This is a genomic window from Collinsella sp. OM04-5, from assembly GCF_003439125.1.
Taxonomy (GTDB): Bacteria; Actinomycetota; Coriobacteriia; order Coriobacteriales; family Coriobacteriaceae; genus Collinsella.
The window spans coordinates 8,749-25,442 of sequence record NZ_QSUU01000008.1 but is presented as its reverse complement, the minus strand read 5'-3'; the positions used below and the strand labels follow the sequence as shown (position 1 = coordinate 25,442).

Annotated in this window: 15 protein-coding genes; 11 read left to right on the top strand and 4 right to left on the bottom strand. The window is 52.4% G+C overall.

Going from position 1 to position 16,694, the window contains the following annotated elements; genetic code table 11:
- Positions 1 to 193 precede the first annotated feature (193 nt).
- The 8 genes from DXB53_RS05965 (at position 194) to DXB53_RS05930 (ending at position 9,878) form a co-directional block, all read left to right on the top strand.
- The gene (locus tag DXB53_RS05965) at positions 194 to 1,297 is read left to right on the top strand and encodes a glycosyltransferase (RefSeq protein WP_117583732.1); all 1,104 of its coding nucleotides are present in this window, start codon (positions 194 to 196) and stop codon (positions 1,295 to 1,297) included.
- A gap of 6 nt (positions 1,298 to 1,303) precedes the next feature.
- Entirely contained in the window at positions 1,304 to 2,344 is a 1,041-nt protein-coding gene (locus tag DXB53_RS05960) for a glycosyltransferase (protein WP_117583731.1), read from the top strand.
- 74 nt (positions 2,345 to 2,418) lie between these two features.
- Positions 2,419 to 3,537: a glycosyltransferase family 2 protein gene (locus DXB53_RS05955; RefSeq protein WP_158556501.1), complete on the top strand. Its 1,119-nt coding sequence runs from the start codon at positions 2,419 to 2,421 to the stop codon at positions 3,535 to 3,537.
- Between the two features lie 12 nt (positions 3,538 to 3,549).
- A complete protein-coding gene (locus DXB53_RS05950; protein WP_117583729.1) occupies positions 3,550 to 4,617 on the top strand; it encodes a glycosyltransferase in 1,068 nt (355 codons plus the stop codon).
- Positions 4,618 to 7,104, top strand: a complete 2,487-nt coding sequence (locus DXB53_RS05945) for a glycosyltransferase family 2 protein (protein ID WP_117583728.1) — start codon at positions 4,618 to 4,620, stop codon at positions 7,102 to 7,104. It abuts the gene before it with no gap.
- A 276-nt stretch (positions 7,105 to 7,380) separates the two neighbouring features.
- Positions 7,381 to 8,151: a hypothetical protein gene (locus DXB53_RS05940; RefSeq protein ID WP_147330902.1), complete on the top strand. Its 771-nt coding sequence runs from the start codon at positions 7,381 to 7,383 to the stop codon at positions 8,149 to 8,151.
- Positions 8,152 to 8,432: 281 nt separating this feature from the next.
- Positions 8,433 to 9,446, top strand: coding sequence for an Abi family protein (locus tag DXB53_RS05935; protein ID WP_117583726.1), 1,014 nt, complete (start codon positions 8,433 to 8,435; stop codon positions 9,444 to 9,446).
- Between the two features lie 243 nt (positions 9,447 to 9,689).
- Positions 9,690 to 9,878: a hypothetical protein gene (locus tag DXB53_RS05930; protein ID WP_117583725.1), complete on the top strand. Its 189-nt coding sequence runs from the start codon at positions 9,690 to 9,692 to the stop codon at positions 9,876 to 9,878.
- Positions 9,879 to 9,983: 105 nt separating this feature from the next.
- Here DXB53_RS05930 and DXB53_RS10205 read toward each other — a convergent pair whose 3' ends face one another.
- From DXB53_RS10205 to DXB53_RS05920, 3 genes are all read right to left on the bottom strand, one after another.
- The gene (locus DXB53_RS10205; protein WP_199409692.1) at positions 9,984 to 10,202 is read right to left on the bottom strand and encodes a DUF4869 domain-containing protein; all 219 of its coding nucleotides are present in this window, start codon (positions 10,200 to 10,202) and stop codon (positions 9,984 to 9,986) included.
- Between the two features lie 236 nt (positions 10,203 to 10,438).
- Entirely contained in the window at positions 10,439 to 10,942 is a 504-nt protein-coding gene (locus tag DXB53_RS09890; RefSeq protein WP_147330901.1) for a hypothetical protein, read from the bottom strand.
- Positions 10,943 to 11,612: 670 nt separating this feature from the next.
- Positions 11,613 to 12,137 (bottom strand): hypothetical protein, encoded by a 525-nt coding sequence (locus DXB53_RS05920; protein ID WP_117583724.1) that lies wholly within the window; start codon positions 12,135 to 12,137, stop codon positions 11,613 to 11,615.
- A gap of 1,553 nt (positions 12,138 to 13,690) precedes the next feature.
- Here DXB53_RS05920 and DXB53_RS05910 point away from each other — a divergent pair.
- Positions 13,691 to 14,113, top strand: a complete 423-nt coding sequence (locus DXB53_RS05910) for a DUF2971 domain-containing protein (RefSeq protein ID WP_117583722.1) — start codon at positions 13,691 to 13,693, stop codon at positions 14,111 to 14,113.
- 400 nt (positions 14,114 to 14,513) lie between these two features.
- Entirely contained in the window at positions 14,514 to 15,200 is a 687-nt protein-coding gene (locus DXB53_RS05905) for a hypothetical protein (protein ID WP_117583721.1), read from the top strand.
- A 228-nt stretch (positions 15,201 to 15,428) separates the two neighbouring features.
- Here DXB53_RS05905 and DXB53_RS10035 read toward each other — a convergent pair whose 3' ends face one another.
- Positions 15,429 to 15,629, bottom strand: a complete 201-nt coding sequence (locus DXB53_RS10035; RefSeq protein ID WP_199409691.1) for a hypothetical protein — start codon at positions 15,627 to 15,629, stop codon at positions 15,429 to 15,431.
- 351 nt (positions 15,630 to 15,980) lie between these two features.
- On the opposite strand from DXB53_RS10035, the gene DXB53_RS10030 reads away from it, so the two are divergent.
- The coding region (locus DXB53_RS10030; RefSeq protein ID WP_199409690.1) for a fibronectin type III domain-containing protein at positions 15,981 to 16,694 on the top strand (714 nt) is incomplete at its 3' end.

The following is a 16,694-nucleotide window of genomic DNA, read 5'->3' as shown; positions in this document are numbered from 1 at the left end:
TGGGACTGTCCTATTGTAAAGGCTCGGCGCACCTTGACGGCAAGCTTTGAATAAAACGCAGGAACCTGCCACGGGCCCGCCGCATGACGTGCGGCTACTTTGCCCGCAAGAGGCTCCATAGATTATATAAACGTCCGCTGGCGCGCTGACCCTTTGATACCATGAAACGACAGGTATTTCCTAAGGAGCACATTTGTCTACTAACGCCTCTGGCAGCCCTGTTCTGTCGCTGCTTATCCCCATTTACAATGTTCAGCGCTACCTGCGCGAGTGTCTCGATTCCGCCCTGGCGCAGACGCTCAAGGATATTGAGATCATCTGCATTAACGACGGGTCGACCGACAAATCGCCCGCGATTATCCGCGAGTATATGGAGCGCGATGGGCGCGTCAAGATGATCGACAAGGCCAACAGCGGCTACGGCGACTCGATGAATCACGGTCTGGAGATGGCGCGTGGCAAGTACGTTGGCATCTTGGAGTCCGATGACTTTATGGCGCCCGACGCACTCGAAAAGCTTGTCTCGGCCGCCGATAGCAATAATGCCGACTTTGCGAAGGCGAACTTTGATTTCTACTGGTCTAAGCCCGAGGAGTGCCGCTCGCTGCACGAGATGTTTAGACCTCAGGATTGCGGCAAGCCGGTGCACCCGAGCGATACGACTCAGTTCTTTAAGCAAAAGCCGTCGATTTGGTCGGCCGTGTACCGTCGCGATTTTCTTGAGCGCAACGGCATTACGTTCCTGCCGACTCCGGGGGCATCCTTTCAGGACACGTCATTCGCCTTTAAGGTGATCGCGTGCGCCGATAAGGCTGTTTACCTGCACGATGCCGTGCTGTCGTATCGCCAGGACAACGAGAATTCCTCGGTCAATTCTTCGGCTAAGGTCTTTTGCGTCAATACCGAGTATGCCGAGATTGAGCGTTGGATTCGAGAGGATTATGCCCGTGACCACGCAGGTGATGACGTCGCGCGCATGCTCAAGTTCAATCAACTCATTAAGTACGATTCGTACATGTGGAACTACGTGCGCCTGGCGCCTAAGTTCTATAAGGAGTTCCTGGTGCAGATGGCCAAGGAGTTTCAGGCGGCCTTGGACGCGGGGGAGTTTTCGCTTGACGACCTCAAGCCGTGGAAGCGCGCGAATCTCGCTGCCATCCTCAAAGATCCTGAGGGCTGGGTTGACGAGCATCCGAGTTTTGCGACGGATGGCGCCTTGGGGCGTGCTAAGTATTACGCCTCGGTTGGAGGCCCAGGCGTGGTTGCCGCCTTCCTCATCGAATCGCTGAGGGGGTAGGTCGGCATGGGAGAGGTCTCGTGTCCTAAAGCTACCATTGTCGTCCCCGTTTACAACTCTGCGTGTTCCATTCAGCGATGCGTTGATTCGCTGTTGGCCCAGTCCGAGCGCTCGATTCAGGTTGTCTGCGTCAACGACGGTTCGACTGATGATTCGTTGAACGTGTTGCGCCAGATCGCGCAGGCCGACGATCGCGTACTGGTGATTGACCAGGAAAACGCGGGTGTCTCGTGTGCTCGAAATGCCGGTATCGATGCCGCCGAGGGCGAGACCGTCTTTTTTGTGGACGCCGACGATTACATCGATCCCCAGACGGTCGAGCGTGTGCTGCATGCCATGGAGTCTGCAGATGCCGAGGCTGCCGTTTTTGGGGGCGTCTGTGAACCTGCCGATGCTGCCCCCAAACGCGTCCAGCAACTCATGAGCCCCAAAGCTGGTACCTTCGGCGCCCGTGATTCCCAACTGCTGTTCCATTCGAATGCGCAGCCCTATGCCTGCCGTGCGGCTTTTTCGCGCGAGCTGCTTAATCGCGAAGGCATTCGCTTCGCCCCCGGTTTGGCTTTGGGCGAGGACGTCGTCTTCCAATTCGCGGCTTATGCGCTTGCCCGCAAGACCGTCGTCATGCCGGACAAGTTCTACCACTACGTGATGGAGAGCGAATCGGCGACGCACGAGTTCAACAGTGCCGAGGCTCGCGCCAAAAAGCTTGACGCCCACATGAGAATGCTCGAGGAGGTCTTGGAGGACTGGGCAGCCTACGGTCTTTTGGACCTGTGTCCCGGCGAGCTGATAACTTGGTTTTTGGACCTCATTGTGTTCGACCTGGCGCGCTTGGATGCCGATGACTTCCCTCGCGTGGCGGCTCGCGTCAACATGGACCTCACGACGTTTTTGGGAACGGAGTGGGCGGATATGCCTGCCAAGGGCGCCGTTCGCCGTGTTGCCCACAAGCTCGTTGCGGCGACCACGGGCGTTTCGATGGCAGACGCCACGCTGTTCTATCTTTCGACTCGCGGTCTCAAAGCCTGCCTGGAGCGCTTTCTCTAGTTCCAAGCGCTGCCGCCCGCCGCAACTCGGCTGCTAAAATAACCCTGTTACACGCTATTCAACAGGAGGTTCTCTTGCAGAACTCTGATACCCCTAAAGTTTCGCTGCTTGTCCCCATCTGCAATGTCGAACGCTACCTGCGCGAGTGCCTCGATTCCGCCGTGGCTCAGACGCTCAAGGACATCGAGATCATCTGTATCAACGACGGCTCCACCGATAGCTCGCCGGATATCATCCGCGAGTACATGGAGCGCGACTCTCGTGTAAAGATGATCGACAAAGCCAACAGCGGCTACGGCGACTCGATGAACCGCGGCCTGGAGATGGCGCGCGGTGAGTACGTGGGCATCCTTGAGTCTGACGACTTTATGTTTGAGGATTCGCTCCAAAAGCTGGTCGCCAAGGCCGATACTGAGCATGCCGATGTGGTAAAGGGCGACTTTTACCTGTATTGGTCCACGCCCAGCGAGCGCCGTGAGCTGTTTGGGATCATCGACGAGCATATGACGGGCGCCGCGTATCGCCCCGTCGATCGCCCGGGCATCTTCTACCGCAAACCTTCCATTTGGTCGGCTATCTATCGGCGTGAGTTCCTCAACGACAATCAGATCCGTTTCCTTCCCACGCCGGGTGCCTCGTATCAGGATGCGGGCTTTAACTTTAAGGTTTGGGCTTGCGCCGAGCGTGCCGCGTTTATTGCGGATCCCATTTTGTGCTATCGCCAGGATAACGAGAAGAGCTCCGTTAATTCGCCCAACAAGGTGTTTTGCGTGTGCGACGAATATGCCGAGATGCAACGTTTTTTGGATCAACGTCCCGAGCTTAATGCTCAGCTTCAGGGTATCTTAATGCGCATGAAGGTCGATACGTACCGTTGGAATGATGAGCGCCTGGTCGATGAGCTGCGTGAGCAGTTTTGGGAGAAGGCCTCTCCCGAGCTCAAGTCCGATTGGGATGCCGGTCGCTTTGACCTGTCGCTGTTCGATCCACGTGGCGAGACCGACTTGCGCCTGATGGTCAAGTCGCCCCGCGCCTATATCGATTCGCGCTTTGACTTTAAGAAGCCGGGCAAGCTCAATACGTTTAAGCATTACTTTAAGATTGGCGGCCTGCCGCTGGTCTGGCGCGTGCTGACGTATCAGCGCACCTACGGCGGCAACCCGCACCCTGATGATGTTCCGGCCGCACAGTAGGAGCGAGTGACTATGGCTACCCCCAAGATTTCCGTTGTCGTTCCCATCTATAAAGTGGAGGAGTGCCTGGCCTGGTGCCTGGACTCCCTGCTTGCGCAGGACATGCCCGATTGGGAAGGCGTGCTGGTCAACGATGGCTCGCCGGACGGCTCGCGCGATATTGCGGCTGCCTATTGCGAAAAGGACGCACGCTTTACGCTGGTCGATAAGGAGAACGGCGGCCTGTCGAGCGCGCGTAATGCAGGCATCGCCGCGTCCACGGCGCCTATCGTTGCGTTTTTGGATTCCGACGATCGCTTTACGCCCGATGCATGCCGCGTGATCGTCGACGCCTTTGAGCGCGAGGACTGCGACGTTTTGACCTTTGGCGCGAATCCGTACCCGCTCGAGGCGGGGTATCCGTGGCTTAACTATGTGCTGAGCCCACGCGATGTGTCGTTTGAAGGCTATAGCTCTGGCCTGCTGTTTAAGGAAGCGTCTCGCCCCTTTGCATGGCGCACCGCCTGCAAACGTGAGTTTTTGTTGGGCAACGGGATCGTGTTCGACGAAACCGTTAAGTATGGCGAGGACCAGGTCTTCGATTTTGCCGTGTACGGTCGATCGCGCAAGAGCGCGCTTATTTCGAACAAGCTGTATGACTACCGCGTGGCGCGCAAGGGCTCACTTATGGACACCATGCGCTATGACGACGAGACGCGTCTGCTGGAGCACGTGAAGATTTACTCCGCGGTGCTGGCTGACTGGCAGCGCGACGGTCTCGATGCTCAGCATGCCGATGACCTGGCGTACTTCCTCTGCGACCTGGTGCTGTACGATGCGCTCAGGTTGCTGGGTTCGGACTGCGGCAAGGTGTTTGCTGCCGTTGCCACGGCACTTGCCGGTTCTGCCGTGGGCAGCGATGATGCGCTCGCACAATGCGCTCCTTCTGTTGCTGCTATGGTGCGTGTGGCGCTTACCAGCAAGGCCCCCAATGCCCGTGGGTGCAAGAAGCTCATGTTCGATTACGACGTCTTGAGGTTTGGGCGCCTGGGTGCCTGCAAACGCATGGCAGCGAACGCCCTGGGAAAGCGAGAAGTATAGATGAGTATCAAGCGTTTGGCACTTTGCCGCAGTCAGGGCCGTCTGTTTGTGTTGCTTCGTTTTGCCGGTCAGGATGTCGCCGCGCTTATTGAGTGGGAGGGTTCTCAAGCGTTTGCCCATGCGACGACGAGCGGTTCTTGCGTGCCGTCGCTGGTGCTCCCGGTCGATCATGGCCGCGTGCTGGCGCTTTGCCCTTCCGTTTCCGATTACGGGCGCGAGCTCGCCGTCTTGGTGCTTCCGTTTTTGGATGGCTCGTCGATGGATGTCGTTTTTGCATCCGGTGGCCAAAGGTTGGGCTCCATTCGCCTCGATAGCCGCGTGGCCAAGCTGGAATCCAAGATTAACTACAAAGCAAAGTCTGCGCTGTGTGCGCTTATCCGCGATGCGCAGCGTGGCGAACACTGCGGCCGCTACGAGATCGATGCCATTCGCTATTTGCCGGCAGACGCCGGCGCGGTGTGGCGCTATGAGGTTACGTGGGTGGGGGACTCCAAGTGCACCCCTGAGCTCCAGATTTTCGATGCGCATATGAATGCCATCGATGTCACCGTGCATGTGTTTGAATCGCAGATCGATGTGCCGCAGCAGAACGGATGCCGCGTCAATAAAACGTATTTGAGCGTTGAGATGCCCCAGGATATACGTGATTTTGTCGCGATTGCGGCTGATCCCACGGGCCTAATCCAGAGCGGTTTTTGCGCCATGGATGGTCGCCTGTACAACGGCATGGTCGACGACAGCTGGAACCGCATGAAGGACGCGCGTGCAGACGACGCAGCTTATCGACGTTGGTTTGAACAGCATCGCGCAAAGCCGGCCGATTTGGCGTGCCAGCGTGTCGCTTCGGCGGCCTTTGCCTATAGACCGCTCGTGAGCATTGTGGTGCCGTGCTACAAGACTGATCGGGTCTACCTGCGCGAGCTGCTGGAATCGGTGCTAGCCCAGAGCTATGACAACTGGGAACTGCTGCTCATGGACGCCTCACCCGAATGGGATGCGGTGGCCAATCTTGCGGCGGATGCCAATGACGAGCGCATCCGTCGCATCGGTCTTCCCGGCAACGGCGGCATTGTGGTCAACACCAACGCTGGTATTGAGCATGCGACGGGCGACTACATCGCGTTCTTGGACCATGACGACATTCTGGAACCGGACGCGTTATTCCACTATGTTGCCGTGCTGAACAAGGCTGCCGAGGACGAGCGTCCCCAGGTCCTGTTCTGCGATGAGGACATGTTCCAGAAAACGGGGGAGTGGGGCCAGCCGGTCTTTAAGACCAAGCTCAACGTCGACCTGCTCTATAGCCATAACTGCGTGACGCATTTCCTGATGGTGGAGAAGACGCTCATCGATTACATTGGCACGTCCCCAGAAGACGTTGCGGGTGCCCAGGACTACGACCTGACGCTCCGCTGCCTTGCAGCCGGCGCGCGGTTTGAGCACGTTGCGCATGTGCTGTATCACTGGCGCGTGCATCCGGGATCGACCGCCGATGGCTCTGCCGATAGCAAGCCGTATGCTATCGAAGCCGGGCGCCTTGCGCTTCAGTGTCACTTTGACGCGCTGGGCATTTGCGGAACGGTCGAGGAGACCGAGACGCCGTTTGTCTACCGCATGCGCTATGCGCTGCCGGAGCCTGCGCCGCTGGTGAGCATTGTGATTCCGACCAAGGATCACATTGAGACGCTCGACGCCTGTGTGATGTCGATCGCCCAGAAGGCAACGTATACCAACTACGAGATCGTTTTGGTGGAGAACAACAGCGAAGCCCCGGAGACGTTTGCGTATTACGAAACCCTGCCAGAACGTGTGGCTGCAGCATCCGAAGGCAAGGGCATCGCGCGCGTTATGTACTGGCCGGGCGAGTTCAATTACTCCAAAATCATTAACTTTGGTGTGGAGCACGCCAAGGGCGACTACCTGCTGCTGCTCAACAACGATACCGAGGTCATAAGCCCGGACTTCATCGAAGAGATGATGGGGTATCTGCAGCGTCCCGATGCAGGCGTGGTGGGCGCCAAACTCTACTTTGCCGATCATCTGGTGCAACATGCCGGCATTTTAGTTGGCGTGCGTGGCGCACTTGCCCATGCCAACCAGGACTTCTCGGCAAAGCGCGAGGGCTATCTTGCCCGCGCTGTGCGCCCGGGCAACTTTAGTGCCGTGACGGGCGCCTGCCAGATGGTACGCCGTGACGTATTTGAGCAGGTCGGAGGCTATAATGAGAAATTCGCCGTCGGCTTTAACGATGCGGACTTTTGCCTGCGCGTGTGGGAGGCGGGCTACCGTACCATCTTTACGCCCTATGCGGAGCTGTACCACTACGAGTTCACCTCGCGCGGCAGGGAAGAGGCCAACGAGGAAAAACTGCGCCGCTGGAAGCGCGAGCAGGCGCTGTTCATGCAGCGCTGGCCTGAGTTCTTTCTCGATGGCGACCCGTGGCTCGGGCCAAATCTATCCTCCGACAGTGAGTACTTCTCGCTTTAGTGCGAGGTGATGTGAAAATCCAGCATAGGGTGCTCAGGAGCTGTGAGAGCGTTGGGTTTTTGCTATATCTCTGGTGTTTGATTCGTGGAGCCTACGCTTAGCTTTTCTTATGCGTGTTGATGCGATTATTGGGATTTCAAACGCAGTCCGCTTGTCTAAGGGTGAAACAGCATGAGATTATCGAGAACGATCGTATTTGCGTCATCCATCATTGCTGCTATCTCGTTTATTTTCTATATTTGCCCTCTAAACGCGGTCATTTTGACGGATGAACAGATGAACGAGGTTTTGGTAGCGGTTTTAGGTGCAGGAATATCATCTTTGTTTGTTGGGGTAATTGAATACAGCGACCGATGTCGGGAACTTGAAGATCGTTTTTTATTTGGCATTCAGCCGTTATTGTCTGAGCTGGGCGGAATGGATGAATGCTACATTGAGCATCTATCTCGATGCGAAGATACCTTGGGACTTCTTTTGGCTTATTACGAGGAAGAAGAGTCATACGTCTCCCAATTGCTTTGCATATCGGATGATAGGCATGAACAAAGGGATTCTTTAGTTCAGGCAATTGAACATTGCGAAAGGGATGAATGCGAGCGCTACTACTCAGATGAAGATTCTCATACGCGACGATATCTGCTTCATTTGGAGAATAGACTTCGAAAGTCAGTAGGATCCTATCTTCGATTGGAGGCTATATTTCCCTCCGAAGACGAAGTCTACATTCTGAAATCAAAGCTTGCATACTTTCCTGGGACATGTAAGTTCAAACAAATATCTGCCATTGCTAGAAAAATTGATGCAATTCGCAATGATTATCAAGATATTGTCGGAAAATGTCATCATTTTAACAGCCGAGACTGTGGCTACTACGACTTGCTTAGCGCTATTAAAAAGTGTGAAAAGGAACAGACACGATACGACCGAGAAGGAATGGCGCGCTTAGATCGCGATGCATATGAACTCTACGTACTGGTTTACGAGTTTGCTAGTAGGTGTCATTCTCCCTATGCGGAAAAGTATGAAGAGGAGCCTTGGTTGGTGTAAGTGCGATAATAATACTTCTTTCTTGGGAGATTTTTCTGGACCGTGTGCTGGATAGTGGCTCAGGTCGGGTCAATTTACGATGTTACTCAGCTCAAAATGAGATAGCGAGAGGATGCTCCCTCTAATTCTGTGGAAGCTAATGCAAATGTTGTCACGAGCTCAAGGCGAGATGGGCGGCGGCGTGCCATGATGTATTTGCATGAGCGTCCGGCTGTTTAATAGGTATTTACAGTTAGGATAAAATTAGATCTGTTATTTCATCAAATACGCTGGAGAGCGCAATGAATAGTCCTATTCGTCAACAAGATATGTGCGATCAAAAGCCTTGGCTTACTCCTTGGGAACAAGTCTCCCATCTTAAGAGCAAGGGTGTCCGTTTCCGCTATATGAGCGAGGCAGAGGCGGTCGAGTATCTGACGAAGAACAACAATTACTTTCGCTTGCGCTCGTACCGCACCGGATTTTCAAAGGTTTCTGATGGAAAACGCAAGGGTGAATATGTCAACTTAGATTTCAAGATGCTTGTTGACCTTTCGATTATTGATATGTTGCTTCGAAACGAGATGATTTCGCTTACTCTTGATATTGAGCACTTCTGCAAAGTTGACTTGCTGGGCAGGATAGAGCAGCATGCCGAGGACGGTTACGAAATCGTTCAAGACTATTTAAGCGAGCAGGATACATTTGATAGCAAGGGGAATGTGACCAACTGGGTCAAAAAAGAGATTTCACGTTGTGAGTCGAGTGCCTATTCTGCAGGCATTCTTGCAAAATACAGTGGTTTTAATGTGCCTGTCTGGGCCTTTCTGGAAGTTATTACCTTTGGCGCCTTTAATTCATTCATTTTGTTTTGCGCCAAACGGTTTGACGATGATGAGCTTCGCGATAGGTTTTATTTGCTTCGCGCGGCAAAAGATCTCCGCAACGCGTGTGCTCACAATAGTTGTATTCTTAATGGTCTTGCTTCGGGTGAGAATGCCCGAAGGGCAAATAACGGTGTTATGAAGGCATTGAGCAAAATAGATGGGGTTGGCTCTTATCAGCGTAAGGCAAGGATGAGCAATGAGAGAATACGCCAGATTGTCACAACGCTATATCTGCACAAAGAGGTGTCGTCTAAAGGCGTTATTAAGCACAAAGCACAATCGCTTTCCAAGTTTATTTCTAGGGCAAATCGCAACATCAACTACTATAAAGGTGCGGAGGTCATAACTTCCTCCTTCTCGTTTTTGTCGAAAGTGATCGGCGCATGGTATTTGTGTGACGCTGAAGATATGCCTTCTTGCGATTCCTAGGCATCTGGTGCAAAATATTTCCACTTCGAAAAACGGTTCGGCCGTTTTGCAAGGGGGCTTCTCTTTATGGGACGCCCTCTATTTTTTTATGCCGCGCCAATCGGAAGATATTACGTTTTCGGCTACTGCATTTTTTCAATCCCCAACGGTTGTAGATCAATACCTACCGCTCGCGCTTGTTGCTTAACAAATGGCGAGGTTGGTGGACTAAGTTAGTGACAGTGTTTTGTTGGAGGAGGGCAAATGCCCTATGCCGAGCTGTGCCACTACGAGTTCACCTCGCGCGGCAGGGAAGAGGCCAATGAGGAAAAACTGCGCCGCTGGAAGCGCGAGCAGGCACTGTTCATGCAGCGCTCGCCGGAGTTCTTCCTCAACGGTGATCCATGGTTGGGGTCGAACCTATCTGCCGAGAGCGAGTACTTCTCGCTTTAGAGCGAAGTAATTCCAAGATCCGGCAAAGTATCCTCAAGAGCTGCAAGAGCGGTGGGGTTCAAGTACTCCTCGTTCAAGCGGCTCTTGTCATATCAAAAATGTGCGTCAGGAGTTCTCCCTTAGGCATTTTGCGGCTATAGGGACAAGGTCGAACATCGTGTGAACGACATCATCCGTGTTTGCAACGGTTGCCATGAACTTGCCGTTTCCAAAATCCATCAGATTGTAAAGGTTGATCGTCGGGTCGTGGTGCGCTGCGATCCGCAGAATCCAATATGCGCAGTTGTCGCCACAGTTTGAGGCGTTATAGACGTTTCGAGGCATAAAGTACATGGGGAGCAATGTTTTGGTGCCACTCGATAGCTTTTAGGTGGGATGATTCCCAAGATTTTAGTGTCTATGGCATGAGCCCGACGACAGTGCCCTTGTCGATAGATTTAATGACACATTGGGCAAAAGAATCTTCAAACCGCTGGAGAGTATACGTTATCGAAATAGACCGATGTGTTGTAAATCACGTTATCCATGTCCCCATAATGAATCGTTAACACGTCGATCTCCTAGGTTGAATGCAGCGTTTTCCCGTGGTGCTGTTTATATCGTTTTGTTTTTTGGGTCGCTGAAACTAGCTTGTCTCGTTGCGCGGCAGCAATCGATAAAAACGGGGCGCATCGTTGTTCTCTCCTTGTAAGCACTTTGATGCTTGCTGCGTCGGCTATTTTGCGTCGGCCATTCACTAGCCTTATCTTCATGAGCTCTCGAGTGCTTAAAGATCGAGTGAGCGAGCCGCACGTTGATGCAAGAGGTCCGATGAGCCCCTTATTCTCTTCGACTTCAACACGGCGCATAAGCACGCCATTTTCTGCGGCAATGGATTCGATTGCATTAAGAAGAACAGTTCTACCCACTTCTAGCAATCCATAGAACGTCATGGGTTGGGTTTGATATCCTTCGGATAATGCCTTCAACTTGAGTTCTGCTGATAGCGGTATTTCGCCTCGTCCAGCCAAGTATTTGGGCATAGTTTCAACTCTAGGGGTATATTGCTTTCGATAGTCGATCATTTACTTCATCTGCTTAGGTATCGAGGCAATTTTTAGTTTGATAATATCGGTAACCCTTATGCGTGTCACCAAATTGTGATACGGCTTAGTTGTCTGTCGCCTGTGAAATCGTCCCAATTATTATGTTTTCTCCTTGAGAGGAAGTGGGGGCACGCTCCTAAGAGCGCCGATTTACTTATTATTCGCGGCAAACGAAACCCATCACGCCTTTGGCGGAAATGCTGTCGACTCCACGCGATGGTACATTAGTTTGGAAATGAATATCTCTAAATTGACCACCTCCTCCTTCAAACAAAAATTAGTTAGCAAATAATTATTAGCATCTCCATATTCAAAGAGCGGGTCCAGGCTCGTTGGGTATATGAACGCGTGCGCAATGTGCTAATCAGGGAGTGAGGACTCGGCAGCCACGCACATATGCACGACGTCGCCGACCCTGTGCCTGAAGCGCATGGGGATGGAAAAGCTCTCTGCTCGTAGCTGAGACACTCCCCATGGTGCTTTACGAGAACGTTTCCCAAGAAAATGCAGGCCTACCTCGGCTGGTACGTTCACCTTTTGCGGGTCAACAGGGTCCACGAGAGGTTGGACCCGACCACTAAAAGCGATGTACCATGTGCTGAGGTCCGTGAAAGCCTTTCGCAGCTTAGGGTGGATGGGGTACCATCTGCTATCCAAAGCGTTGAACAATAAAATATAATAGTACCGCTGCCATCGTTCCAAATAAGACTCGAGCTACAGGGTGGAATCTAAAGTACTTTACCGAGGGCAATATAATTTCAGAGACAAAAAATCCGATTAGCAGTACTTCAAGTGCGCTAAGCATATTAGTGAATAAAATGATTGAGGCATAATTGACGTTTGCGTCGTTTTTAACTAATCCCGCAACTGTGTTTAGCATAGATACTAAAATTGCCAGTACACTAATGATAATACTGAAAACGTTTGCGGATTCTTTGTTAGATTTACTCTTATGTTCTTCGTCAAATTGTCGAAGAGCCATTCTGCCTTGCAATGTCAGGAAAACGTTTGAGTGCTCATGTCGAATATAGCCAAGGGCCATTAAATCCTTCAGTGATTCAGCATGTTTTATTCTTTTCAATTCGCTATCTGTTAAGGGAGCACCGTTTGATTTGAGGAATGAGTACATAATTTCATCGGCTCCAAAGGGGATTGTGGTGTTTTTATCTTTCAATTTTGATTCGCTCCTTGCATATTCAGCGCTTGCATTGCTACTGCGTTACTTTTCTGACCTGATGACTGCATTTGCTCAAATTAATGTGATTTTAAATGCTTAAATTCTCCGAGTGGTTGTAGGTGCCACCAAGATTCTTTCGATAATTGATTGAGCCAGTCTCGCTCTGTCCGATGCCCTAGCCCTTATTCTTGTCTTCAGTTCGTCGGTCTCTTCCGACTTTGTCATTTCCAGATACCTCCTCTTTATCCGCTCGTGCCCAACGGTGCGCACGAACCTTGCTGTGACGAGCATGGGGCCGAGTTTCCATCGATGAAGGTGCTGGCGAACCTCACCCTTTGCCTGACCTTGTAGTTTATCCGGTCGATGCCGTTGCTGGCTCGGGCGGGGAGTCCGTGTAGGCGAGTGTGCCTGAATCGGAATCCGTTCTGCGCGGTGAGCTCGCGCATGCTCAACCGCTTCCTTAACTGGTTCTCGTTGACCGGGCTGACAAGACACACCGACAGTCATAGGTTCGACGCGTTTGGGGTACAGTTTCGGACGGAACCCACAAGAATGTGCGAGATGACCTAGGGGCACCTTGCAGCTGTACTGGGGTTACTGGAAGGGGCGGCAATGTCGTTGGATTAACTTTCTTCAACAGAGACTTTTTTAATTGACGCGCCCATATAAATCTTTTCTGCATACTCGACTGCTTCTGCAGTCTCTGCGACGCTCCGTCATTGGTAAAGCGAACTGACAGAGAGGGGAGTTCGATGTCATAGCTGGTATCATCATCGGAGGATAAGATTGCTTGATAGCTATATGTTTTCATCTCTAGTCATCTCAGGCTATTATAGATATATCCGTTGGCAGCTTTTACGATTTCCGGTACGTTCCAATCGGAATCATTTTTGGTAGTTGATAGACATGGCTTCTGCTTCGTATGTGTATTCAGTTTTTATGCACTGGATAAAATCAACTGCATCTAATTTAGCTAGATCGGGAAGCGACATTGCATGGTACTAAGCTTGACACAGAAAGAAGCATATCGGGAGACACTTGCTAATCTCGTTGCTAAGCAAAACGATGGCGCTTCAATTGTTTCCGCTGAGAAGGAGCTGGAAGATCTATCGACTTCTCTCGTCCCGCGAATGCTTTACCGCTATCGACCTCCAACTGAATACGCTTTTGCCGACCTAGAAAACGCGACTGTTACATTTTCTCATCCAAGGGTTTTCAGTGATTAGCGCGACTCGGTACCGATCTATAACTGGAATGGTATAGATGAAATCGAAAGTTATCTCAATGATGATGAACACGCGTTAGAGATAATAAATCAAATTGATTTTAGACGACTTGCGTTTGTTTCAGGGGTTCTGGGGGTTCCTTTAAATCCAGCAAGAATAGATGAGTTTGAGATACTATCCGATGAGGGGAGAGTTAGCCTTTTTCGCTCGGCTGTTAAAAACTTGCGCTTATTTGTTGGAGGATTTGTTGTTCCAGTTCATCAGAATAGCTGCCGAAATTGTTGTCGCATTTTGTGCCTAACAGACAATCCTAGCGATTCGAATATGTGGAATGTATATTCCGAAAGCCAAGCGGGTTTCGTTCTTGCTTACGACAGAGAAGCTATTCGCAATTGTAATATTGCTAACGGAATGCGTACTGAAGTATTGCCAATTTTATATGATGACAAACCATTTAATTGCGACCCTCAAATTGCTTGGACTGCTGCTAGGATGCTTGGTCTTAATGTGAGCAGTGATGACATGCTTAGTGATCTACGGGCAATTTACAGAAAGGGCAGTGCGTTTGAGTGGGAGAACGAATATCGTGCCCGTCTTGTACCAGAGCCAGATGAGCTTGAGATGAATTATGTACAACGCTCATGCAAGCCGTTGCGAGTTATTCTTGGGAGCAGGATGACTCAAGAGGATAAAGAGCTTTGCATTTGTGCGGCGAATAAACTGGATATTCCTGTAGATGAACAGTGATAGTTATCCGTTAATAGTGCCGTATAGTCATTTGTTTGTCAGCTGAATCGTGTACTAGTAGACTCCTGAGTTGGCGATTGCTATATCTACTGGGGCATTTCGAAAGATAATTTGGGTTGATCCGTGGCTTGGGGCAAACCTATCCTCCGAGAGCGAGTACTTCTCGCTTCGGCGCGAAGCAATCCCAAGATCCGGCATAGTACGCTCAAGAGCCGCGAGTGCGGTGGAAGGTTTAGCCTCGTTATTGGTTTTTGGTGGTGTTATATCTGTTTGAATTTAATTCATAGGGCTGTAGGGCGTCAAAGCTGGCGGCTCTCCCCGATGGATGGATGATTTTCAATAAACCATATCTTTAGTGAAATCTAATGGATATAAATTTTTGGACTTATAGGAGCGGCGTATGGATGAGTTGAGTCGAGCGCATTATGATATGGAATCTATTGTTTCAAATATCGTGACTATTTTGGAAAACTGTAAAAGTATCGGAGATTCATTGGGGCTGCCGATGGATGCAGTAAGCATCGTGTTTGATGAAACGTTGGACGGCATTTCATTCTTCAAGGCCGTCAAAGCGGTGGCTTCAATCCCTGATCAGCTCTTTTTTAATAAGGTTGAACGCTTTCTTGTCGGACTGGATTCCGTCGATGACGAACAGCGTCGTTCGTTCTTTGCTAAGAACGAGAAGAAGTTGATCGAGAATTTTGAAACTACCTTGAATTTGATCAATAAAGTTGAAGACAGACGAAAGGTGGATTATCTAAGTAAGCTGTTCTCGGCCTTCATTGAGGAAAGCATAGGATACAACGAGTATTTGAGGCTTGCTGGTTTGGTTGCAAATACTCCTTCTACTGATTTGCAAGCGCTTTGCTCTTTAGATTTACGTGGTGACATACATCTCAATGATGTCGAGAAAGAATCTCTCGCGCAGAACGGCTGGCTGATATACGCCGGGCAAGAAGTTCTTGAATTTGATTCTTTAAGTGAGAATGACCTTCAGAAATCTGATGATCAGCTATATAAGGCCAGTAAATCTGCTGTCAGTTTTGTGAACCTGATGCGAAGCAAGACTGATAAGGGTCCTATTTAGACGGTTGATTTCCGATCTCAGTCGAACACGTTGAGCGGATAGCCCGTTCCCGCAGCTAGCTGAACGCCCCCGCGGCCCCTCACGGGCCCCGGGGGCGCCGTTTTCCAAGTTGAAAGAACAGCGGAGATGTGTTTCGATGGGTCCGGTGGCCATGCTCCGGCCTTCGCCCGGCGCCTCTTCCCAGACTCAGCCGGACGGTCGGCCCGTCTATTCCTTTTTGCCTTTAGGCTAGGCCAGCGGGGCATCGCCCCTCTCTGCGCGCACCCGCTCTATGAGCTCCGGCGTCAGGTCGAGCCCGCCGATGGGCACGTCCTCCACGCCGCAGGCGTGCAGCAGCGCAGCTGCGTCCTCCCCGAGCATCGCCCTGAAGGCACACGCGGGCGTCGAGAAGCCGAGTGCGCCGCGGGGCTCCGAGTTCACGTGCGACATGGCGAGCGCCGGGTTCGGCCGCCGAGAGCCGGTCGAACCTGAGCCCCGCGCCCTTGGGCGGCAGCTTCCTCGGCTCGACGTGGTTTCGCCCGCAGGCGCCCTTCTGGTCGCTGCGGCGGGGGACGCGGTAGAACAGCCTCGTCTCGCCCGGCCCTCGCCGACGAGCGCGGCGATCGCGTCCTCGTCAGAGAACTCCGCGCCGTTGTCGGTGATCGATTATTGACATCACTTCGATTTAACAATGCTTGAAACCGTCTGCGACAAAAAGCATCCATTGGTCCGAAATAATACATATCGAATCTCGTATTTTCGCTACCATCTAATTGGACTGTTACTCATGGAGGGTCGTATATGAAGCGTATTTCATGTCTGCTATCTCTTGCCGTTGCTATTTTCTTTCTTGTATGTACTCCGGCGATTGCTGAAAACTCGACAACAGGAATAGTGAGGCGTGCTGAATCTGTTTCTTATGCTGCATCCTCCGACCCGTCGGCGCCCGCCCCCAGGGCGGAGGCGACCGGCGACGGCGAGGTCACCCTGACCTGGGAGCCCGTCGAGGGCGCCGAGCGCTACGCCGTTGCGGAGGCCTTCTCCAACGGCACCTACGCCACCTTCACCAAGTCCCTCACCGGGACGTCCTACACCGCCACCGACCTGCCCAACGGCTACGACCACGACTTCCTCGTCCAGGCCTACGTGAACGGCCGCTGGTCCTCCTTCGGCCCCGCCAGCCTCGTGCGCTGCAGGCCGGAGGGGACCGTCAAGCCCGCGCCCGCGGCGACCGCCGGCGACGGCAGCGTCGAGCTGTCGTGGGGCCGCGTGCCCGGCGCCACCAAGTACGCCGTGGCCTACCGGAACGGGTCCGGCTACCGCACGCTGACGACCTCCTGCTCCGGTGAGTCCTTCAAGGCCTCCGGGCTGTCCAACGGGACGAGCTACCGATTCCTGGTGCAGGCCTGCGTCTACGGCAGGTGGACCTCCTTCTCCGACTCCGATCTGGTCTCCGCGACGCCCTCCGACCCGTCGGCGCCCGCCCCCAGGGCGGAGGCGACCGGCGACGGCGAG